Source organism: Streptomyces sp. NPDC001220, assembly GCF_053597895.1.
The window spans coordinates 390,976-412,838 of record NZ_JBSFJE010000005.1; the positions used below are offsets into that span (position 1 = coordinate 390,976).

Here is a 21,863-nt window from a genome sequence, read left to right on the forward strand (position 1 = left end):
GGCCCGCACCGCACCGGTGCGCCCACGCTTGCCCGTAACCTCCCGATATGTGAACTGCCTTACGGAGCCTGACAGATGCAGCGTCATCTCATCTCGGCCGCCGACCTCACCCGCGACGACGCCGTCCTGATCCTCGACACCGCCGAGGAGATGGCCCGGGTCGCCGACCGGCCGATCAAGAAGCTGCCGACCCTGCGCGGCCGCACCGTGGTCAACCTCTTCTTCGAGGACTCGACCCGGACCCGGATCTCCTTCGAGGCCGCCGAGAAGCGGCTGTCGGCGGACGTCATCAACTTCACCGCCAAGGGGTCCAGCGTCTCCAAGGGCGAGTCCCTGAAGGACACCGCCCAGACGCTGGAGGCGATGGGTGTCGACGCCGTCGTCATCCGGCACGGCGCCTCCGGTGCCCCCTACCGCCTCGCCACCTCCGGCTGGATCGACGCCGCCGTGATCAACGCCGGCGACGGCACCCACCAGCACCCCACCCAGGCCCTCCTGGACGCCTTCACCATGCGCCGCCGGCTCGTCGGCCGGGACGCCGGGATAGGGCAGGACCTGGCCGGCAAGCGCATCACGATCGTCGGCGACGTCCTGCACAGCCGGGTCGCCCGCTCCAACGTCGACCTGCTGCACACCCTCGGCGCCGAGGTCACCCTGGTCGCCCCGCCCACCCTGGTGCCGGTCGGCGTCGGGAACTGGCCCTGCGAGGTGTCGTACGACCTCGACGCCGTCCTCCCCAAGTCCGACGCGGTGATGATGCTGCGCGTCCAGCGCGAGCGCATGAACGCCGCGTTCTTCCCGACCGAGCGCGAGTACTCACGGCGGTACGGCCTCGACGGCGACCGCATGGCGCGGATGCCCGAGCACGCCATCGTGATGCACCCCGGCCCGATGGTCCGCGGCATGGAGATCACCGCCGAGGTCGCCGACTCCGACCGCTGCACCGTGGTCGAGCAGGTCGCAAACGGAGTCTCCATCCGGATGGCCGTTCTCTACCTCCTGCTCGGCGGCAACGAACCCGCCGTCAGCCACGCCCGCACCACCGAGGAGAAGTAAAGCCCATGAGCAAGATCCTGATCCGTGGTGCGAAGGTGCTCGGCGGTGAGCCGCAGGACGTCCTGATCGACGGTGCGCTCATCGAGGCGGTGGGCAGCGGGCTGTCCGCCGAGGGCGCCGAGGTCGTGGAGGCCGCCGGCAAGGTGCTGCTGCCGGGCCTGGTCGACCTGCACACCCATCTGCGCGAGCCCGGCCGCGAGGACTCCGAGACCGTGCTGACCGGCACCCGCGCGGCTGCCTCCGGCGGCTACACGGCCGTGTTCGCCATGGCCAACACCTTCCCGGTCGCCGACACCGCCGGTGTGGTCGAGCAGGTCTACCGGCTCGGCCAGGAGCACGGTTACTGCGACGTCCAGCCCATCGGCGCCGTCACCGTCGGCCTCGAGGGCAAGAAGCTCGCCGAACTGGGGGCCATGCACGAGTCGGCCGCCGGGGTCACCGTCTTCTCCGACGACGGCAAGTGCGTCGACGACGCCGTGATCATGCGCCGCGCGCTGGAGTACGTGAAGGCCTTCGGCGGCGTCGTCGCCCAGCACGCGCAGGAGCCGCGGCTGACCGAGGGCGCCCAGATGAACGAGGGTGTCGTCTCCGCCGAGCTGGGCCTCGGCGGCTGGCCGGCGGTGGCCGAGGAATCGATCATCGCCCGGGACGTCCTGCTCGCCGAGCACGTCGGCTCCCGCGTCCACATCTGCCACCTCTCGACCGCCGGATCCGTCGAGATCGTGCGCTGGGCCAAGTCCCGGGGCATCGACGTCACCGCCGAGGTCACCCCGCACCACCTGCTCCTCACCGACGAACTGGTGCGGTCGTACGACCCGGTCTACAAGGTCAACCCGCCGCTGCGCACCGAGCGCGATGTCCTGGCCCTGCGCGAGGCGCTCGCCGACGGCACCATCGACATCGTCGCCACCGACCACGCCCCGCACCCGCACGAGGACAAGGACTGCGAGTGGGCCGCCGCCGCCATGGGGATGGTGGGGCTGGAGACCGCGTTGTCGGTGGTGCAGGAGACCATGGTGGACACCGGCCTGCTGACCTGGGCCGGCGTCGCCGACCGGATGTCCGTCAAGCCCGCGCGGATCGGACAGGCCGCCGGACACGGCCGTCCCGTCTCGGCAGGTGAGCCCGCCAACCTCACGCTCGTCGACACGGAATACCGTGGCGAGGTGGACCCCGCGGGCTTCGCCTCGCGCAGCCGCAACACCCCGTACGAGGGACGCGAGCTGCCGGGCCGTGTCACCCACACGTGGCTGCGGGGCAAGGCGACGCTCGTGGACGGGAAGCTGACGTGACACCTCTGATCCTGCTGGCCGACGACAAGAAGTCGGCCGCGGTCACCGACTGGTCCGCGCGCATCGGCTGGCTCGTCGGGCTCGCCCTCTTCGTGGCGCTCGTCTACTGGCTGATGCGCGAGGGCTGGAAATGGCGCGGCACCCTCCAGGGGGACCTGCCCGAGCTGCCCAGCGCGCCGGACGACCCCGGCGCGGCCAGACTGACGATGAGCGGCCGCTACCACGGCTCCACCACCGCCGGGCAGTGGCTGGACCGCATCGTGGCCCACGGCCTCGGCTCCCGCAGCCGGGTCGAGCTCACCCTGACCGACGCGGGCCTGGACGTCGTACGCCCCGGCGCGACCGACTTCTTCATCCCCGCCGACGCGCTCCGGGAGGCCCTGCTCGGCAAGGGCATCGCGGGCAAGGTCCTCACCGAGGGCGGACTCCTCGTGGTGACCTGGGCGCACGGCGACAAGCTGATCGACTCCGGTTTCCGCTCCGACCACGCGGCCGAGCACACCGAGTGGGTCGACGCCATCAACTCCATGATCAAGACACCCAGCACGGAAGGCGCCGAACGATGACGACCTCCACAAGGGGAGCCGCCAAGGCTCCCGCCGTACTCGTCCTGGAGGACGGCCGGATCTTCCGCGGCCGCGCCTACGGGGCCGTGGGGGAGACCTTCGGCGAGGCCGTGTTCTCCACCGGCATGACCGGCTACCAGGAGACCCTCACCGACCCGTCCTACGACCGCCAGATCGTGGTCGCCACCGCCCCGCAGATCGGCAACACGGGGTGGAACGACGAGGACGACGAGTCCAGCCGCATCTGGGTCTCGGGCTACGTCGTGCGCGACCCCTCGCGCGTGCCCTCCAACTGGCGTGCCCGGCGCTCGCTGGACGACGAGCTGGTCGCGCAGGGCGTGGTCGGCATCTCCGGGATCGACACCCGCGCCCTCACCCGCCACCTCCGTGAGCGCGGCTCGATGCGCTCCGGCATCTTCTCGGGCGAGGCGATCGCCACCGACTCCGAGCTCCTCGCGCGCGTGCAGGCCCAGCCGCACATGAAGGGCGCCTCGCTGTACGAGGAGGTCGCCACCAAGGAGGCGTACGTCGTCCCGGCCGTCGGGGAGAAGCGATTCACCGTCGCCGCCATCGACCTCGGCATCAAGGGCATGACCCCGCAGCGCATGGCCGAGCGCGGCATCGAGGTACACGTGCTGCCCGCGACCGCCACCGTGGACGACGTCTACGCCGTCTCCCCGGACGGCGTGTTCTTCTCCAACGGCCCCGGCGACCCGGCCACGGCCGACGGCCCGGTGGCCCTGATGACCGCCGTCCTGGAGCGGAAGACCCCCCTGTTCGGCATCTGCTTCGGCAACCAGATCCTCGGCCGCGCGCTCGGCTTCGGCACCTACAAGCTGAAGTACGGCCACCGGGGCATCAACCAGCCGGTCCAGGACCGTACGACCGGCAAGGTCGAGGTCACCGCGCACAACCACGGCTTCGCCGTGGACGCGCCGCTCGACCAGGTCAGCGACACGAAGTTCGGCCGCGCCGAGGTGTCCCACGTCTGCCTGAACGACGACGTCGTGGAGGGGCTGCAGCTGCTCGACCAGCCCGCCTTCTCCGTCCAGTACCACCCCGAAGCGGCAGCCGGCCCGCACGACGCCGCCTACCTGTTCGACCGCTTCACGTCTTTGATGGACACAGTCCTGATGGAGGGCCAGCGTGCCTAAGCGCACCGATATCCAGTCCGTCCTGGTCATCGGCTCCGGCCCGATCGTCATCGGCCAGGCCGCGGAGTTCGACTACTCCGGCACCCAGGCCTGCCGCGTGCTGCGCGCCGAGGGCCTCAGGGTCATCCTGGTCAACTCCAACCCGGCGACGATCATGACCGACCCGGAGATCGCCGACGCGACCTATGTCGAGCCGATCACCCCGGAGTTCGTCGAGAAGATCATCGCCAAGGAGCGCCCCGACGCCCTGCTGCCCACCCTGGGCGGCCAGACCGCGCTCAACACCGCCATCTCGCTGGACGAGAACGGCGTCCTCGCCAAGTACGGCGTCGAGCTGATCGGCGCCAATGTGGCGGCGATCCACAAGGGCGAGGACCGCGACCAGTTCAAGGACGTGGTCGCGGAGGTCCGCCGCAAGACCGGGTACGGCGAGTCCGCGCGCTCGGTCATCTGCCACACCATGGACGAGGTCATCGCCGGTGTCGAGGAGCTCGGCGGCGGCTACCCGGTCGTGGTCCGCCCCTCCTTCACCATGGGCGGCGCCGGCTCCGGCTTCGCCCACGACGAGGAGGAACTGCGCCGGATCGCCGGCCAGGGCCTGACCCTCTCGCCCACCACCGAGGTGCTCCTGGAGGAGTCCATCCTCGGCTGGAAGGAGTACGAGCTGGAGCTGATGCGCGACAAGCACGACAACGTCGTGGTCGTCTGCTCCATCGAGAACTTCGACCCCATGGGCGTGCACACCGGTGACTCGATCACCGTCGCCCCGTCGATGACGCTGACCGACCGCGAGTACCAGATCCTGCGGGACATCGGCATCGCCGTGATCCGCGAGGTCGGTGTCGACACGGGCGGCTGCAACATCCAGTTCGCGGTGAACCCCGAGGACGGCCGGGTCATCGTCATCGAGATGAACCCGCGCGTGTCGCGGTCCTCGGCGCTCGCCTCCAAGGCCACCGGCTTCCCGATCGCGAAGATCGCCGCCAAGCTGGCCGTCGGCTACACGCTCGACGAGATCCCCAACGACATCACGCGGGAGACCCCGGCCTCCTTCGAGCCCACGCTCGACTATGTGGTCGTCAAGGCCCCCCGCTTCGCGTTCGAGAAGTTCCCGCAGGCCGACTCCACGCTGACCACGACCATGAAGTCGGTCGGCGAGGCGATGGCCATCGGCCGCAACTTCCCCGAGGCCTTCCAGAAGGCGCTGCGCTCGCTGGAGAAGAAGGGCAGCCAGTTCACCTTCGTCGGCGAGCCCGGCGACAAGGAAGCGCTGCTGCACGAGGCGGTACGGCCCACCGACGGCCGGATCAACACCGTCATGCAGGCCATCCGCGCGGGCGCCACCCCCGAGGAGGTCTTCGCGTACACGAAGATCGACCCGTGGTTCGTGGACCAGCTGTTCCTGATCAAGGAGATCGCGGACGAGCTGGCCGCCGCCGCCGAACTCACCCCCGACCTGCTCGCCGAGGCCAAGCGGCACGGCTTCTCCGACCAGCAGATCGGCGAGATCCGCGGGCTGCGCGAGGACGTCGTCCGCGAGGTCCGGCACGCGCTCGGGGTCCGCCCGGTCTACAAGACGGTCGACACCTGCGCGGCCGAGTTCGCCGCGAAGACGCCGTACTTCTACTCGTCCTACGACGAGGAGACCGAGGTCGCCCGGCGCGAGAAGCCGGCCGTCATCATCCTGGGCTCCGGTCCCAACCGCATCGGCCAGGGCATCGAGTTCGACTACTCCTGCGTACACGCGTCCTTCGCGCTGTCGGACGCCGGGTACGAGACCGTGATGGTCAACTGCAACCCGGAGACCGTCTCCACCGACTACGACACCTCCGACCGGCTGTACTTCGAGCCGCTCACCCTGGAGGACGTGCTGGAGATCGTCCACGCCGAGCAGCAGGCCGGTCCGGTCGCCGGCGTGGTGGTGCAGCTGGGCGGGCAGACCCCGCTGGGTCTGTCGCAGGCGCTGAAGGACAACGGGGTGCCGATCGTCGGCACGTCCCCCGAGGCCATCCACGCGGCCGAGGACCGGGGCGCCTTCGGCCGGGTCCTCGCGGAGGCGGGTCTGCCGGCCCCCAAGCACGGCACCGCCACCGAGTTCGCCGAGGCGAAGGCCATCGCCGACGAGATCGGCTACCCGGTGCTCGTCCGGCCGTCGTACGTCCTCGGCGGGCGCGGCATGGAGATCGTCTACGACGAGACCCGCCTCGCCGCCTACATCGCCGAGTCGACCGAGATCAGCCCCTCCCGGCCGGTGCTCGTCGACCGGTTCCTGGACGACGCGATCGAGATCGACGTCGACGCGCTGTACGACGGTCAGGAGCTGTACCTCGGCGGCGTCATGGAGCACATCGAGGAGGCCGGCATCCACTCCGGCGACTCGGCGTGCGCCCTGCCGCCGATCACGCTGGGCGGCTTCGACATCAAGCGCCTGCGGGCCTCGACGGAGGCCATCGCGAAGGGCGTCGGCGTGCGCGGTCTGATCAACATCCAGTTCGCGATGGCCGGGGACATCCTCTACGTCCTCGAAGCCAACCCGCGCGCGTCCCGTACGGTCCCCTTCACCTCGAAGGCGACCGCGGTGCCGCTGGCGAAGGCCGCCGCCCGGATCTCGCTGGGCGCGACCGTCGCCGAGCTGCGCGCCGAGGGCCTGCTGCCGGCCCGCGGCGACGGCGGCGAGCTGCCGTTCGACGCGCCGATCTCCGTGAAGGAGGCGGTCATGCCGTGGTCGCGGTTCCGCGACATCCAGGGCCGCGGCGTCGACACCGTGCTCGGCCCGGAGATGCGCTCCACCGGCGAGGTCATGGGCATCGACTCGGTCTTCGGCACGGCGTACGCCAAGTCCCAGGCGGGGGCGTACGGGCCGCTGCCGACCAAGGGCCGTGCGTTCATCTCGGTCGCCAACCGCGACAAGCGCTCGATGATCTTCCCGGCGCGTGAGCTGGTCGCCCACGGCTTCGAACTGCTCGCCACGTCCGGCACGGCCGAGGTGCTCAAGCGCAACGGCATCAACGCGACCGTCGTGCGCAAGCAGTCGGACGGCATCGGGCCGAACGGCGAGCGGACGATCGTCCAGCTCATCCACGACGGCGAGGTCGACCTCATCGTCAACACCCCGTACGGCACGGGGGGTCGCCTGGACGGGTACGAGATCCGGACCGCCGCGGTGGCCCGGTCGGTGCCGTGTCTGACGACGGTGCAGGCGCTGGCGGCGGCCGTCCAGGGCATCGATGCGCTGAACCACGGGGACGTGGGGGTGCGGTCGCTCCAGGAGCATGCGGAGACGCTGACGGCCGCGAGGGGCTGAGAGGCCGTGCTTTGGCTGCGGGCCGGTGGGGGCCGGCCGCGCCAACGCGGCGGAGCCGCATATTGAGTACCGCCCCGCGCCCCTTCGGGGGCGCGTTGCCCAGCTGTCGGTATGGGGGGCACCGTACATCGGTGTCCCCCTTCGCATGAGGACTCCATGTACAAGATCTTCTTCAACCTCGTCTTCCAGCGGATGGACCCGGAGCAGGCCCATCACCTCGCCTTCCGGTGGATCCGGCTCGCCGCTCGCGTTCCCGTGCTGCGTGCCTTCGTCGCCGCCGCGCTCGCGCCGCGCTACAAGGAACTGCGCACCGAGGCCTTCGGGCTGCGGATGCACGGGCCCTTCGGACTGGCCGCGGGATTCGACAAGAACGCCGTCGCGATCGACGGGATGTCGATGCTCGGGTTCGATCACGTCGAGATCGGGACCGTGACCGGTGAGGCGCAGCCCGGGAATCCCAGGAAGCGGCTGTTCCGGCTCGTCGCCGACCGGGCGCTGATCAACCGGATGGGGTTCAACAACGACGGATCGCTGACCGTCGCCGCGCGGCTGGCGACCCGTGAGCCCGTCTTCAGGACCGTCGTGGGCGTCAACATCGGCAAGACCAAGGCCGTACCCGAGGCGGAGGCGGTCCGCGACTACGTGAAGTCCGCCGAGCGGCTCGCGCCGTACGCCGACTACCTGGTCGTGAACGTGTCGTCGCCGAACACGCCGGGACTGCGCAACCTCCAGGCCGTCGACCATCTGCGTCCGCTCCTGACGGCCGTGCGGGAGGCCGCCGACCGTGTGGCGGCGAACCGGCGGGTGCCGCTGCTGGTGAAGATCGCGCCGGACCTCGCCGACGAGGACGTCGACGCGGTCGCCGACCTGGCCGTCGAGCTGGGGCTCGACGGGATCATCGCGACCAACACCACCATCGCGCGGGAGGGCCTCGGGCTGCGCTCCGACGCCGAGCTGGTGAAGGAGACCGGAGGGCTCTCGGGGGCGCCGCTGAAGGCGCGGTCCCTGGAGGTCCTGCGGCGCCTGTACGCGCGCGTGGGCGACCGGATCACCCTGGTCGGTGTCGGCGGCGTCGAGACCGCCGAGGACGCCTGGCAGCGCATCCTGGCCGGTGCCACGCTGGTCCAGGGCTACAGCGCCTTCATCTACGAGGGGCCCTTCTGGGGCCGCGCCGTCCACAAGGGGCTCGCGGCCCGCCTGCGCACCAGCCCGTACGCCACGCTCGCCGACGCGGTCGGCGCCGATGTGAGGAAGACCGTATGAGCCCGTTGGAACCCTTCGGCGCGCGGCTGCGCCGTGCGATGGACGAGCGCGGTCCGCTGTGCGTCGGCATCGACCCGCACGCCTCGCTGCTCGCCGAGTGGGGCCTGAACGACGACGTGGCGGGGCTCGAACGGTTCAGCCGTACCGTCGTGGAGGCGGTGGCCGACCGGGTCGCGGTCATGAAGCCGCAGAGCGCGTTCTTCGAGCGGTTCGGCTCGCGCGGGGTGGCCGTCCTCGAGCGGGTGGTGCAGGAGGCACGGGACGCCGGGACGCTGGTCGTCATGGACGCCAAGCGCGGCGACATCGGCTCCACCATGGCCGGGTACGCGGAGGCCTTCCTGAGCAAGGACGCGCCGCTGTTCTCGGACGCCCTCACCGTCTCGCCGTACCTCGGCTACGGCTCGCTCAGCCCGGCCGTGGCGCTGGCCCGGGAGAGCGGGGCCGGCCTCTTCGTACTGGCGCTGACCTCGAACCCGGAGGGCCCGGAGGTACAGCACGCGGTGCGCGGCGACGGCCGGACGGTCGGCGCGACCATGCTGGCCCACCTGGCCGCCGAGAACGCCGGGGAGGAGCCGCTGGGCTCCTTCGGCGCCGTCGTCGGTGCCACGGTCGGCGACCTGTCGTCGTACGAGCTCGACATCAACGGCCCGCTGCTCGCGCCGGGTGTCGGGGCGCAGGGGGCGACGGCCGCCGACCTGCCCGCGGTCTTCGGGACGGCGGTGCGCAACGTGGTTCCAAACGTGAGCCGAGGTGTTTTGCGTCACGGTCCCGATGTCGGGGCCCTGAGGGTGGCCGCGGAGCGGTTCGCGAGCGAGATCCGGGATGTCCTCGCAGGTCGGTGAGGGCTCCGAGAAGTGCTCCGGTGAGCACTTCGGCGAGGGCCGGAGCGTGAATACATCCTCAAATCCGGGGCAGTATGTCTGAAATGTCTGGCCTGACGGAGGCTGACCAGGACTTTTCCGCTGTTCTCGCTGACTCCGGCGGACTTGCCCGCTAGTCTCCGAGCAGAGTCAACGGGCAAGCGTGTTGCTCGTAGCTCCCCAGGTGTGGGCCGACTAGGTTCCTCACCGGTCCGTATCCGACAGTTCGACATCCGAGGTGACGTAGGCGTGGCTCTTCCGCCCCTTACCCCTGAACAGCGCGCAGCCGCGCTCGAAAAGGCCGCCGCGGCTCGCCGGGAGCGGGCCGAGGTCAAGAATCGACTCAAGCACTCCGGCGCCTCTCTCCACGAGGTCATCAAGCAGGGTCAGGAAAACGACGTCATCGGCAAGATGAAGGTCTCCGCCCTGCTCGAGTCCCTGCCGGGCGTGGGCAAGGTCCGCGCCAAGCAGATCATGGAGCGACTCGGGATCTCCGAGAGCCGCCGGGTGCGTGGCCTCGGGTCCAACCAGATCGCGTCCCTGGAGCGCGAGTTCGGCAGCACCGGCTCCTGATCACCGGGCCGCCCGGGACGCACGTCCCGGGCAACCTGCGATTGCTGGAATAATCGCTGCATGGCTGCAACATTCCGGGGGACGACCCCCGAGCCCCCGGACGTACGTCCGCGGCTGACCGTGCTCTCCGGCCCCTCCGGGGTCGGCAAGAGCACGGTCGTCGCCCATATGCGCAAGGTGCACCCCGAGGTCTGGCTCTCGGTGTCGGCGACCACCCGCAAGCCCCGCCCGGGCGAGAAGCACGGAGTGCAGTACTTCTTCGTCTCCGACGAGGAGATGGACAAGCTCATCGCCAACGGCGAGCTCCTGGAGTGGGCCGAATTCGCGGGCAACCGCTACGGCACCCCGCGGCAGGCGGTGCTGGAGCACCTGGAGTCCGGTGTGCCGGTGCTGCTGGAGATCGACCTCCAGGGCGCCCGGCAGGTCCGCGAGTCCATGCCGGAAGGCCGGCTGGTGTTCCTGGCGCCTCCCTCCTGGGAGGAGCTGGTGCGCAGGCTCACCGGACGGGGCACCGAGCCGCCCGAGGTGATCGAGCGCCGTCTGGACGCTGCCAAGATCGAACTGGCGGCGGAGCCGGAGTTCGACGAGACGCTGGTCAACACCTCCGTCGAGGACGTGGCGCGCGAGCTGCTAGCCTTGATGGACGTTGTGTGATCGTCTCTGATCATTCAGACTGAATCTTTCCCATCCATCGGAAGGCAGAGCGTGTCCTCTTCCATCACCGCGCCCGAGGGCATCATCAACCCTCCGATCGACGAGCTCCTCGAGGCCACCGACTCGAAGTACAGCCTCGTGATCTACGCGGCCAAGCGTGCCCGCCAGATCAACGCGTACTACTCGCAGCTCGGCGAGGGTCTCCTGGAGTACGTCGGTCCGCTCGTCGACACCCACGTCCACGAGAAGCCGCTCTCCATCGCCCTGCGCGAGATCAACGCGGGCCTGCTGACCTCCGAGGCCATCGAAGGCCCGGCGCAGTAGTGCTGCGGTAGTACTTTCGTATTGCAGGTGACTTATCCACAGGCCCGGCAGCCGACTGTCGGGCCTGTGGTGTGTGATGGAGTCGTGCGCCGGAGCCGGTGCACGGGAGCCGAGTGCGGGGAGAGACGGTGGACAAGCCGAAGGTCGTGCTGGGGGTCAGCGGTGGCATCGCCGCCTACAAGGCCTGCGAGCTGCTGAGAAGGTTCACCGAGTCGGGCCATGACGTCCGGGTCGTGCCCACCGCCTCCGCGCTGCACTTCGTCGGCGCCGCCACCTGGTCCGCCCTGTCCGGCAACCCCGTCTCCACCGAGGTCTGGGACCACGTCGAAGAGGTCCCGCACGTCCGGATCGGCCAGCACGCCGACCTGGTCGTGGTCGCCCCCGCCACCGCCGACATGCTCGCCAAGGCGGCCCACGGCCTTGCCGACGACCTGCTCACCAACACCCTCCTCACGGCCCGCTGCCCGGTCGTCTTCGCCCCCGCGATGCACACCGAGATGTGGGAGCACCCGGCCACCCAGGAGAACGTGGCCACGCTGCGCCGTCGCGGCGCCGTCGTCATCGAACCGGCGGTCGGCCGTCTCACCGGCGTCGACACCGGCAAGGGCCGGCTGCCCGACCCGACGGAGATCTTCGAGGCCTGTCGCCGCGTCCTCGCGCGGGGCGTGCGGGAGCCCGACCTGGCCGGCCGCCACGTCGTCGTCTCCGCAGGCGGTACCCGGGAGCCCCTCGACCCGGTCCGCTTCCTCGGCAACCGCTCCTCCGGCAAGCAGGGCTACGCCCTCGCCCGCACCGCCGCCGCGCGGGGCGCCCGCGTGACGTTGATCGCGGCCAACACCACCGGCCTGCCCGACCCGGCAGGCGTGGACGTCGTCCCGGTCGGTACGGCCGTGCAGCTGCGGGAGGCCGTGCTGAAGGCGGCTGCCGACGCCGACGCCGTGGTCATGGCCGCCGCCGTCGCCGACTTCCGCCCCGCGGTCTACGCGGCCGGGAAGATCAAGAAGAAGGACGGCCAGGATCCCGAGCCGATCGTCCTGGTGCGGAATCCGGACATCCTCGCGGAGATCTCCGCCGACCGGGCGCGGCCCGGACAGGTGATCGTGGGCTTCGCCGCCGAGACCGACGACGTCCTCGCCAACGGCCGCACCAAACTGGCGCGCAAGGGCTGCGACCTGCTCGTGGTGAACGAGGTGGGGGAGCGCAAGACCTTCGGCTCCGAGGAGAACGAGGCCGTGGTGCTGGGCGCCGACGGCAGTGAGACGCCTGTGCCGCACGGGCCCAAGGAGGCCCTCGCCGACATCGTCTGGGACCTGGCCGCGGCCCGATTGGGTTAACGTTTTCCGGCCATTTGTCAACTCTCCCCGACGCCGCATTAGGGTGTGGGGGCCCTGTTCAACGCCGCCGGTCATTGGGCACAATGCCCGTGCCGCAGGTCACAGCACTTCCGAGTGTCGAGACAGGTGGGCCGGCGGCGGAGTACGACCGATAAACTGTTCTCGGACGATGCCGGGCGCAGCTCCCCGTGTCGTCCGCCAATGATCAGCCAGCAGCCGCTGCAACCCCAGGGAGCGTTGTGTCCCGTCGCCTGTTCACCTCGGAGTCCGTGACCGAGGGTCACCCCGACAAGATCGCTGACCAGATCAGCGACACCATTCTCGACGCGCTTCTGCGCGAGGACCCGACCTCCCGGGTCGCCGTCGAGACGCTGATCACCACCGGCCTGGTGCACGTGGCCGGTGAGGTCACGACCAAGACGTACGCGGACATCGCGACGCTGGTCCGCAACAAGATCCTCGACATCGGCTACGACTCGTCCAAGAAGGGCTTCGACGGCGCCTCCTGTGGCGTGTCCGTGTCGATCGGCGCGCAGTCCCCGGACATCGCGCAGGGCGTGGACACGGCGTACGAGAACCGGGTCGAGGGCGACGACGACGAGCTCGACAAGCAGGGCGCCGGCGACCAGGGCCTGATGTTCGGTTACGCGACCGACGAGACGCCGACCCTGATGCCGCTGCCGATCTTCCTGGCGCACCGCCTGTCCAAGCGCCTCTCCGAGGTCCGCAAGAACGGCACCATCCCCTACCTGCGCCCGGACGGCAAGACGCAGGTCACCATCGAGTACGACGGTGACAAGGCCGTCCGCCTCGACACGGTGGTCGTCTCCAGCCAGCACGCCTCGGACATCGACCTGGAGTCGCTGCTCGCCCCCGACATCCGCGAGTTCGTCGTGGAGCCGGAGCTGAAGGCCCTGCTGGACGAGGGCATCAAGCTCGACACCGAGGGCTACCGCCTCCTGGTCAACCCGACCGGCCGCTTCGAGATCGGCGGCCCGATGGGTGACGCCGGTCTGACCGGCCGCAAGATCATCATCGACACCTACGGCGGTATGGCCCGCCACGGTGGCGGTGCCTTCTCCGGCAAGGACCCGTCCAAGGTCGACCGTTCCGCCGCCTACGCCATGCGCTGGGTCGCCAAGAACGTCGTCGCGGCCGGCCTGGCCTCCCGCTGCGAGGTCCAGGTCGCCTACGCGATCGGCAAGGCCGAGCCGGTCGGTCTGTTCGTGGAGACCTTCGGCACCGCCAAGATCGACGCCGAGAAGATCGAGAAGGCGATCGACGAGGTCTTCGACCTGCGTCCGGCCGCGATCATCCGCGACCTCGACCTGCTCCGCCCGATCTACGCCCAGACCGCGGCGTACGGCCACTTCGGCCGCGAGCTCCCCGAGTTCACCTGGGAGAAGACGGACCGCGTGGACGCCCTGCGCAAGGCCGCGGGCCTGTAGTCCCGGAGCCACCTCGACGAAGGCCCGGCTCCTCTTCGGGAGAGCCGGGCCTTCGTCGCGTCCGCGGGCGCGGAAATCGGTGGCCGCGGTGGCGGGGTGATCAGTACGGTGGTGCCGTCCCGGTGCGAGGGCTGCGGTTACTTCCGTGGAGTGTGCCTCTGGGCGCGCGGTGAAGCTGGTGTGTTACGACCGCTGCCGGGCTGATCTCGGGACACCGGCGCCGCCCGGTGCGCAGGTCTCGGATACTTTCTTCCGGGTGATCCCCCGCAGGTTCGAATCCTGCTGCCGGTTCTGGACCGGTATGGCCGAGTGGCCCAAGGCAGAAGACCGCCTTACGGCGGTCCGCGACCGGAACGATCTCGGGCGGCGTCGGTTGTCAGTGGCGTTTGGTAAGAATGCAAGCGTGAGCAGCGACAACGGGCAGGGGGGCGGGGGCGCCGAAGGGGCGCCGCCGGAGCAGCTCGCGCTCATTCGGGAGAGTGTGCGGGGGGCCAAGGTGCCCCGGGCCAAGCCGCGGACCTGGCGCGGGGCCGCGCTGGCCGAGCGGCTGCCGGTCGCCCGGGTGCTCGTGGACAAGGGCGTGCTTCATCTCGACCGGTACTTCGACTACGCCGTCCCGGCCGAGCTGGACGCCGACGCACGGCCGGGGGTGCGGGTGCGGGTGCGGTTCGGGGCCGGCCGGCACCGGGTGCGGGACGGGCGCCGGGAGGGCGGGGGGCTCATCGACGGGTTCCTCGTGGAGCGGCTCGACCAGTCCGACTACGCGGGGCCGCTGGCCGCGCTGGCCCAGGTGGTGTCGCCCGAGCCGGTGCTGAGCGAGGAACTGCTGCGGCTCGCCAGGGCCGTCGCCGACCGGTACGCGGGCAGCCTCGCGGACGTGTTGCAACTGGCCGTGCCGCCGCGCAGCGCACGGGCCGAGAAGCGGCCGTCCCCCGAGCCGTTGCCGCCCCCGCCGGTGCCCGAGGCCGGATCCTGGACGCGGTACGAGCACGGGGCCGCCTTCGTCGAGTCGCTGGCCTCCGGCGGCGCGCCGCGTGCGGTGTGGAACGCCCTGCCGGGGCCCGGGTGGAGCGGGGAGATCGCCCGGGCCGTCGCCGCCACGCTCGCCTCGGGACGCGGCGCGCTCGTCGTCGTACCGGACGGGCGGGCCGCCGCGCGGGTCGATGCCGCGCTGACCGCGGTGCTGGGCGAAGGGCGGCATGCGCTGCTCACGGCCGACGCCGGGCCCGAGAAGCGGTACGCGCAGTGGCTCGCCGTCAGCCGGGGTGCGGTGCGGGCGGTGGTGGGGACCCGGGCCGCCATGTTCGCGCCGGTACGGGACCTCGGGCTCGTCGCGATCTGGGACGACGGGGACGACAGCCACAGCGAGCAGCACGCCCCGCAGCCGCATGCCAGGGATGTGCTGCTGCTGCGCGCCGCCCTGGACAAGTGCGGCTTTCTGCTGGGGGGTTGGAGTTGCACCGTGGAGGCCGCGCAGCTCGTGGAGAACGGCTGGGCGCGGCCCCTGGTGGCGGGGAGGGAACAGGTGCGGCGGGCCGCGCCGCTGGTCAGGACGGTCGGTGACGGCGACCTGGCGCGGGACGAGGCCGCGCGCGCCGCGCGGCTGCCGACGCTCGCCTGGCAGGCCGTGCGGGACGGACTGCGGCACGGGCCGGTGCTGGTGCAGGTGCCCCGGCGGGGGTATGTGCCGCGGATGGCCTGCGACCGGTGCCGGGCTCCGGCACGCTGCCGGCACTGCGCCGGTCCGCTGGAGGCGCGGGACGCCGGGATGCCGGTGTGCGGGTGGTGCGGGCGGGCGGAGAGCGACTGGCACTGCCCCGAGTGCGGTGGCTCCCGGCTGCGGGCCCAGGTGGTCGGGGCCCGGCGGACCGCCGAGGAGCTGGGGCGGGCGTTTCCCGCCGTGCCCGTACGGACCTCGGGGCGCGAGCAGGTGCTGGACACCGTGCCGGAGACGCCCGCGCTGGTCGTGAGCACACCGGGCGCCGAGCCGGTCGCCGAGGGCGGCTATGCGGCCGCCCTGCTGCTGGACGGCTGGGCGATGCTCGGACGGCCCGACCTGCGGGCCGGCGAGGACGCGCTGCGGCGCTGGATCGCGGCCGGGGCGCTGGTGCGGCCGCAGGAGGAGGGCGGCACCGTGGTCGTCGTCGCGGAGCCGACGCTGCGGCCCGTGCAGGCGCTGGTGCGCTGGGATCCCGTCGGGCACGCGGTACGGGAGCTCGCCGAGCGGGCCGAGTTGGGTTTTCCGCCGGTGTCGCGGATGGCGGCGGTGTCGGGTCCGGCGGAGGCGCTCGCGGAGTTCCTCGCGTCGGCCGAACTGCCCCCGGACGCGGAGGTGTTGGGGCCGGTTCCGGTGCCCGAGGTGCGGACCGGGGCGCCTCGGCGGCCGGGGGCGCCGCCGCCCGGGGAGCACTGGGAGCGGGTGCTGGTACGGGTGCCGCCCGGGAGCGGTGCCGCGCTGGCGGCCGCGCTGAAAACGGCTCAGGCCGCGCGGATGGCGCGGGGTAACGGGGAGGCCGTACGGGTGCGGGTCGATCCGCCGGACATCGGCTAGCGGGAAAGCGAGCGACGCGGGGGCGAGGTGAGGGAGGGGCGAGTGCGGCGGCCGGGCAGACGGCTGCCCTCCCGGGTGTTCACCGGGAGGGCAGAGGGCGGGTCAGCGCCTTGAGGGCAGCCGTGGTGACCGGGGCAGCCGTTGTCCGGATCAGGTGTTGTCCGAGCCGGGTGTGGCTGAGCCGGGTGTTGTCCGAGCCGGGTGTGTCCGAGTCAGCCGTTGCGGGGGCCGGGGAAGGCGGTTGGCCTCGCCTCGTCGCGGAGGGTGGGGCTGCCCGCGGTCGGCTGGGTCGGCATGGAACGGGCGGCCGGGACCGTGGGCACCGAGGGCAGGCCGACGCCCATGTTGAGGGCGCGGGCGCCGGACGGCTCGGTCGGCCGTTCGGTCTCGGCGGCCGGCGCCGACTGGGCCGTGGCGCGGCGGGCGCCGTAACGGCGGTGCACCGCCTGCTTGGTCACCCCGAGCGCGGAGCCCACCGCGTCCCACGAGAAGCCGAGTGAGCGGTCGAAGTCCACGGCGGCCGTGACCAGGGTTTCGACACTGTCCCGGAGTTCCTGGGCGAGGCGGACCGTCGGGGCGGGAGCGCGTCCGTAGACGACGAAGCCCGTGGACGGGCCGGAGCGGCGCGGGCGGTAGACGTTGCCCAACTGGGCGGTGAGCGTGCGCAGTGCGTCCACCTGCCGGCGGACCCGCTCGATGTCCCGCACCAACAAGTGCAGGCTGGCCCGGGCCTGGGCGTCGTGGGTTGCGTGGTCGGCCATGAACAAGCCTCTCGAACCGGCGTTGAAAGGAATGGGCCGCGTATGCGGCCCGTTGTGGTCAACTCTTTCTTGACCAACGCGTGGGCGCGCCGCTGGTCACGGTGTGGGGGCGTATGGGCATATGCGTACGCCGTGTTCTCCCGCCCGCGCACCGGTCGTTCGGTCGGCAGAGAGGCCGGGTGACCCATGGGGGTGATCGCCGTCGGCGGCTCGCGGTTCGCGGCATAGACTTGTGTGTTGCCCGCGTTCGTCGTCTCCGAGAGGCCCTCAGTCGCCCATGAAGCTTGTCTTCGCCGGTACCCCCGAAGTCGCCGTTCCCGCTCTGGACGCCCTCATCGCCTCCGGGCGGCATGAGGTGGCCGCCGTGGTCACGCGGCCCGACGCGCCGGCCGGGCGGGGCCGCAGGCTGATCGCTTCGCCGGTGGCCGAGCGGGCGATGGAGGCCGGCATCGAGGTGCTGAGGCCGCTGAAGCCGCGCGATCCGGAGTTCCTGGAGCGGCTGAAGGCCATCGCGCCGGACTGCTGCCCGGTGGTGGCGTACGGAGCACTGCTGCCGCGGGTCGCGCTCGACGTGCCGGCCCACGGGTGGGTCAACCTGCACTTCTCGTTGCTTCCGGCGTGGCGTGGGGCGGCGCCCGTCCAGCACTCCCTCATGGCGGGCGACGAGATCACCGGCGCGTCCACCTTCCTGATCGAGGAGGGCCTCGACTCGGGGCCCGTCTACGGGACCGTCACCGAGGAGATCCGGCCCACCGACACCAGCGGTGACCTGCTGACGCGGCTCGCGTTCGCCGGGTCCGGGCTGCTCGCCGCCACCATGGACGGCATCGAGGACGGCACGCTCAAGGCCGTACCGCAGCCGGCCGAGGGCATCACCCTCGCTCCGAAGATCACCGTCGAGGACGCCCGGGTCGACTGGTCGGCGCCCGCGCTGCGGGTCGACCGGATGGTGCGCGGCTGCACTCCCGCTCCCGGTGCCTGGACCACCTTCCGGGGTGAGCGGCTCAAGCTGATCCATGTCGCGCCGGTGCCCGAGCGGACCGATCTCGCCCCGGCCCAGATCGCCGTCGGGAAGAACAGCGCGCACGTGGGGACGGGGTCGTACGCCGTGGAACTGCTCTGGGTGCAGGCCCAGGGCAAGAAGCCGATGCGGGCGGCCGACTGGGCGCGCGGCGTGCGCATCGGCGCCGGAGAGACCCTCGGCGACTGAGCCGCCCCTTCTCGGCAGCGGCTTTCCGGTGTGCGCGGCGTACGCTGGGAGTCGCATCATTCTCATACCCGGAGCACCTTTTTCGTGAGCCAGCAGTCCAGGGGGCCGCGTCGGCCCACCAAGCCCTACCGCCGTCCCCAGAAGGACCCCGTCCGTCTCCTCGCCTTCGAGGCGCTGCGCGCCGTGGACGAGCGGGACGCGTACGCCAACCTCGTGCTGCCGCCGTTGCTGCGCAAGGCGCGGGAGAAAGGCGACTTCGACGGGAGGGACGCGGCCCTCGCCACCGAGCTGGTCTACGGGACGCTGCGCCGGCAGGGGACGTACGACGCGATCATCGCCGAGTGCGTGGACCGGCCGCTGCGCGAGGTCGACCCGCCGGTGCTGGACGTGCTGAGCCTCGGCGCGCACCAGCTGCTCGGCACGCGGATCCCGTCCCACGCCGCCGTCTCCGCCTCCGTCGAGCTGGCCCGGGTGGTGCTGGGCGACGGGCGTGCCAAGTTCGTCAACGCCGTGCTGCGCAAGGTCGCGCAGGACGATCTCGACGGCTGGCTCGCGCGGGTCGCACCGCCCTACGACCAGGATCCCGAGGACCATCTCGCCGTCGTGCACTCGCACCCGCGGTGGGTCGTCTCCGCGCTCTGGGACTCGTTGGGCGGGGGCCGGGCGGGGATCGAGGAACTGCTGGCCGCCGACAACGAACGGCCCGAGGTGACGCTGGTCGCCCGGCCCGGGCGGGCCACCCCCGAGGAACTGCTCGGCGAGGAGGCGGCCGTACCGGGGCGCTGGTCGCCGTACGCGGTGCGGCTCAGCGAGGGCGGGGAGCCCGGCGCCATCGAGGCCGTGCAGGAGGGGCGCGCCGGCGTGCAGGACGAGGGCAGCCAGCTGGTGGCCCTCGCGCTCGCCAACGCCCCGCTCGAGGGCCCCGACGCGACCTGGCTCGACGGCTGCGCCGGGCCCGGCGGCAAGGCCGCGCTGCTCGCCGCGCTCGCCGCGGAGCGCGGGGCCGTGCTCCTCGCTGCGGAGAAGCAGCCGCACCGGGCCGGTCTGGTCGAGAAGGCACTGTCCGGCAATCCGGGTCCGTACCAGGTGATCACCGCCGACGGCACACGGCCGCCGTGGCGGCCCGGCACCTTCGACCGGGTGCTGATGGACGTCCCCTGCACCGGTCTCGGCGCCCTCCGCAGGCGCCCGGAGGCGCGCTGGCGCCGTCGGCCCGAGGACCTCGACAACTTCGCTCCGCTGCAGCGTGCGCTGCTGCGGACGGCGATCGACTCGGTGCGGGTGGGCGGGGTCGTCGGGTACGCCACGTGCTCGCCGCATCTCGCGGAGACGCGGGCGGTGGTCCAGGACGTGCTCAAGCAGCGGCCGGAGACGGAGCTGCTGGACGCGCGTCCGCTGCTGCCGGGCGTTGCCGCCCTGGGGGAGGGCCCGGACGTCCAGCTGTGGCCGCATCTGCACGGCACGGACGCGATGTACCTGGCGCTGATCCGGAGGACGGGCTGACGGCGCCTCCCGGGAGACGCGGACGGGCAGCGCCCCGGAAGGGGCGCGGGGAACTGCGCGACCAGCCCCCGCCGGCCCGCGGTCGACGGTTGTCCGCAACCAGCCCGAACCCCACGCGGCTCCACCCGTCAGGGCATGGCACGCTTGACGCATGGCCGCGCAGATCAACCCCAGCATCCTGTCCGCCGACTTCGCCCGCCTCGCGGACGAGGCCAAGGCGGTCGAAGGCGCCGACTGGCTCCACGTCGACGTCATGGACAACCACTTCGTCCCGAACCTCACGCTCGGCGTGCCGGTCGTAGAGTCCCTGGCCCGGGCCACGGACACCCCGCTGGACTGCCATCTGATGATCGAGGCCCCCGATCGCTGGGCACCGCAGTACGTCGAAGCGGGTGCCTCGTCCGTCACCTTCCACGTGGAGGCGGCGGCGGCCCCGGTGCGGCTCGCGCGCGAGATCCGTGCGAAGGGCGCCCGCGCCTCCATGGCGCTCAAGCCCGCGACGCCCATCGAGCCGTACGAGGACCTGCTCCCCGAGCTGGACATGCTGCTCATCATGACGGTGGAGCCGGGCTTCGGCGGCCAGGCGTTCCTCGACATCATGCTGCCGAAGATCCGCCGCACCCGGGAGTTGATCAGCAAGCACGGGCTGGAGCTGTGGCTGCAGGTCGACGGCGGAGTTTCGGCGTCGACGATCGAGCGGTGCGCGGACGCCGGAGCCGACGTTTTTGTGGCAGGTTCCGCGGTGTACGGGGCAAACGACCCGGCAGAGGCGGTACGTGCACTACGCACCCAGGCCGAGACGGCCACGGCTGCCGCGTCCTGGGCGTGCGACCACTGAGGTACGGGAACGTGAACGGCTCCGATCAGGGCTGATCGACTGCGCCGGATCTGCAAGGATGAACGGCGTATCCAGAGTGTGAACAGCAGTGAGGAGATGGCCGTGTCGGGTATGTCGGCGGGCCGGTCAGCCATGCGGATGGGACCCGCTGAGCTGGTGCAGGCGGCGGCCATGGCCCGCCGCTTCTACCTTGAGGGCAAGTCCAAGATCCAGATCGCTGAGGAGTTCGGCGTCAGCCGCTTCAAAGTGGCCCGGGTACTGGAGACTGCCCTCGAAAGGGATCTCGTACGCATCGAGATCCGTGTTCCGGCCGAACTGGACGCCGAGCGCTCCGACGCGCTCCGCGCCCGCTACGGCCTGCGGCACGCCGTGGTGGTCGAGTCCCCGGCCGAGGCGGAGGAGACCCCCGACCCCGAGAACCTCGGAGAAGTGGCCGCCGACCTGCTCGGCGAGCTGGTCAACGAGGGCGATGTGCTCGGCCTCGCCTGGGGCCGGTCCACCATCCACATGGCGGCGGCGCTCGACCGGCTGCCGCCGTGCACGGTGGTGCAGCTGACGGGTGTCTACGACGCCGGGACCTCCGAGCGCGGTTCGGTCGAGGCCGTCCGGCGCGCCGCCCAGGTGTCCGGCGGCGACGCGCACCCCATCTACGCGCCGATGCTGCTGCCGGACGCGGCCACCGCGGCCGCGCTGCGCAACCAGACCGGCATCGCCCGGGCCTTCGAGTACTTCGACAAGGTCACGGTCGCCTGCGTCTCCATCGGCTCCTGGGAGCGCGGCATCTCGACGGTGCACGACATGCTCAGCGACGAGGAGCGTGCGCACTACGCCACGCTCGGCGTCGCCGCCGAGATGGCCGCGCACCTCTTCGACGCCGAGGGCCGCCGGGTCGGACGCGACCTGGGGGAACGATGCATCACGGTCAAGGCCGACCAGCTGCGTCGTATCCCCGAGGTCGTCGCGATCGCGGGCGGGCAGCGCAAGGCGGCCGCGATCGACGCGGTGCTGAGGTCGGGGCTGGTCACCAGCCTCGTCACCGACACCTCGGCCGCCGACTACCTGATGACGGCGGGGCCGACGCCCAAACCGACGCTGAACCGTTCCGACCCCGACGGTTCCTGACGGGGATCGCCGCGGCGGCACCGCTGACAACGCTGCCGCGGTGGTCTCCG

General features: G+C 71.6%; 18 protein-coding genes. 17 read left to right on the forward strand and 1 reads right to left on the reverse strand.

Features of this window, described 5'->3' with window-relative positions; all coding sequences use genetic code 11:
• The first annotated feature begins 75 nt into the window (after positions 1-75).
• The 13 genes from ACWDGI_RS15275 to ACWDGI_RS15335 all read left to right on the forward strand — a co-directional run bounded on the left by ACWDGI_RS15275 (position 76) and on the right by ACWDGI_RS15335 (position 16,379).
• The gene (locus ACWDGI_RS15275; protein ID WP_382545873.1) at positions 76-1,056 is read left to right on the forward strand and encodes an aspartate carbamoyltransferase catalytic subunit; all 981 of its coding nucleotides are present in this window, start codon (positions 76-78) and stop codon (positions 1,054-1,056) included.
• 5 nt (positions 1,057-1,061) lie between these two features.
• On the forward strand, positions 1,062-2,348 hold the full coding sequence (locus ACWDGI_RS15280; protein WP_450759092.1) for a dihydroorotase: 1,287 nt from the start codon (positions 1,062-1,064) through the stop codon (positions 2,346-2,348).
• Positions 2,345-2,914 (forward strand): PH-like domain-containing protein, encoded by a 570-nt coding sequence (locus ACWDGI_RS15285; protein WP_450759094.1) that lies wholly within the window; start codon positions 2,345-2,347, stop codon positions 2,912-2,914. Before ACWDGI_RS15280 ends, ACWDGI_RS15285 begins: the two co-directional genes overlap by 4 nt.
• Positions 2,911-4,068, forward strand: coding sequence for a glutamine-hydrolyzing carbamoyl-phosphate synthase small subunit (gene carA, locus ACWDGI_RS15290; RefSeq protein WP_450759096.1), 1,158 nt, complete (start codon positions 2,911-2,913; stop codon positions 4,066-4,068). Before ACWDGI_RS15285 ends, carA begins: the two co-directional genes overlap by 4 nt.
• The gene (carB, locus tag ACWDGI_RS15295; protein ID WP_450759098.1) at positions 4,061-7,372 is read left to right on the forward strand and encodes a carbamoyl-phosphate synthase large subunit; all 3,312 of its coding nucleotides are present in this window, start codon (positions 4,061-4,063) and stop codon (positions 7,370-7,372) included. The genes carA and carB overlap by 8 nt, the downstream gene beginning before the upstream one ends.
• Before the next feature lie 156 nt (positions 7,373-7,528).
• Positions 7,529-8,635: a quinone-dependent dihydroorotate dehydrogenase gene (locus tag ACWDGI_RS15300; RefSeq protein WP_450759100.1), complete on the forward strand. Its 1,107-nt coding sequence runs from the start codon at positions 7,529-7,531 to the stop codon at positions 8,633-8,635.
• On the forward strand, positions 8,632-9,477 hold the full coding sequence (gene pyrF, locus ACWDGI_RS15305) for an orotidine-5'-phosphate decarboxylase (RefSeq protein WP_450759102.1): 846 nt from the start codon (positions 8,632-8,634) through the stop codon (positions 9,475-9,477). Before ACWDGI_RS15300 ends, pyrF begins: the two co-directional genes overlap by 4 nt.
• A 267-nt stretch (positions 9,478-9,744) precedes the next feature.
• On the forward strand, positions 9,745-10,068 hold the full coding sequence (locus tag ACWDGI_RS15310; RefSeq protein WP_003977346.1) for an integration host factor: 324 nt from the start codon (positions 9,745-9,747) through the stop codon (positions 10,066-10,068).
• 60 nt (positions 10,069-10,128) lie between these two features.
• Positions 10,129-10,722, forward strand: a complete 594-nt coding sequence (gene gmk, locus ACWDGI_RS15315) for a guanylate kinase (protein WP_360495430.1) — start codon at positions 10,129-10,131, stop codon at positions 10,720-10,722.
• Positions 10,723-10,773: 51 nt separating this feature from the next.
• A complete protein-coding gene (gene rpoZ / locus ACWDGI_RS15320; protein ID WP_005319902.1) occupies positions 10,774-11,046 on the forward strand; it encodes a DNA-directed RNA polymerase subunit omega in 273 nt (90 codons plus the stop codon).
• 128 nt (positions 11,047-11,174) lie between these two features.
• Positions 11,175-12,380: a bifunctional phosphopantothenoylcysteine decarboxylase/phosphopantothenate--cysteine ligase CoaBC gene (coaBC, locus tag ACWDGI_RS15325; RefSeq protein WP_450759104.1), complete on the forward strand. Its 1,206-nt coding sequence runs from the start codon at positions 11,175-11,177 to the stop codon at positions 12,378-12,380.
• A 239-nt stretch (positions 12,381-12,619) separates the two neighbouring features.
• Positions 12,620-13,828, forward strand: coding sequence for a methionine adenosyltransferase (metK, locus tag ACWDGI_RS15330; protein ID WP_450759106.1), 1,209 nt, complete (start codon positions 12,620-12,622; stop codon positions 13,826-13,828).
• A gap of 403 nt (positions 13,829-14,231) precedes the next feature.
• On the forward strand, positions 14,232-16,379 hold the full coding sequence (locus ACWDGI_RS15335) for a primosomal protein N' (RefSeq protein ID WP_450759108.1): 2,148 nt from the start codon (positions 14,232-14,234) through the stop codon (positions 16,377-16,379).
• Between the two features lie 212 nt (positions 16,380-16,591).
• Here the strand turns inward: ACWDGI_RS15335 and ACWDGI_RS15340 are convergent, their stop codons facing one another.
• Positions 16,592-17,140, reverse strand: coding sequence for a hypothetical protein (locus tag ACWDGI_RS15340; protein WP_450759110.1), 549 nt, complete (start codon positions 17,138-17,140; stop codon positions 16,592-16,594).
• A gap of 277 nt (positions 17,141-17,417) precedes the next feature.
• Between ACWDGI_RS15340 and fmt the strand changes: the two genes are divergently transcribed.
• From fmt to ACWDGI_RS15360, 4 genes are all read left to right on the forward strand, one after another.
• On the forward strand, positions 17,418-18,350 hold the full coding sequence (gene fmt / locus ACWDGI_RS15345) for a methionyl-tRNA formyltransferase (protein WP_450759112.1): 933 nt from the start codon (positions 17,418-17,420) through the stop codon (positions 18,348-18,350).
• A gap of 84 nt (positions 18,351-18,434) precedes the next feature.
• Positions 18,435-19,853 (forward strand): RsmB/NOP family class I SAM-dependent RNA methyltransferase, encoded by a 1,419-nt coding sequence (locus tag ACWDGI_RS15350; protein ID WP_450759113.1) that lies wholly within the window; start codon positions 18,435-18,437, stop codon positions 19,851-19,853.
• Between the two features lie 151 nt (positions 19,854-20,004).
• A complete protein-coding gene (gene rpe / locus ACWDGI_RS15355; RefSeq protein ID WP_450759115.1) occupies positions 20,005-20,691 on the forward strand; it encodes a ribulose-phosphate 3-epimerase in 687 nt (228 codons plus the stop codon).
• Positions 20,692-20,769: 78 nt separating this feature from the next.
• Entirely contained in the window at positions 20,770-21,813 is a 1,044-nt protein-coding gene (locus ACWDGI_RS15360; RefSeq protein ID WP_360495407.1) for a sugar-binding transcriptional regulator, read from the forward strand.
• Positions 21,814-21,863: the final 50 nt, after the last annotated feature.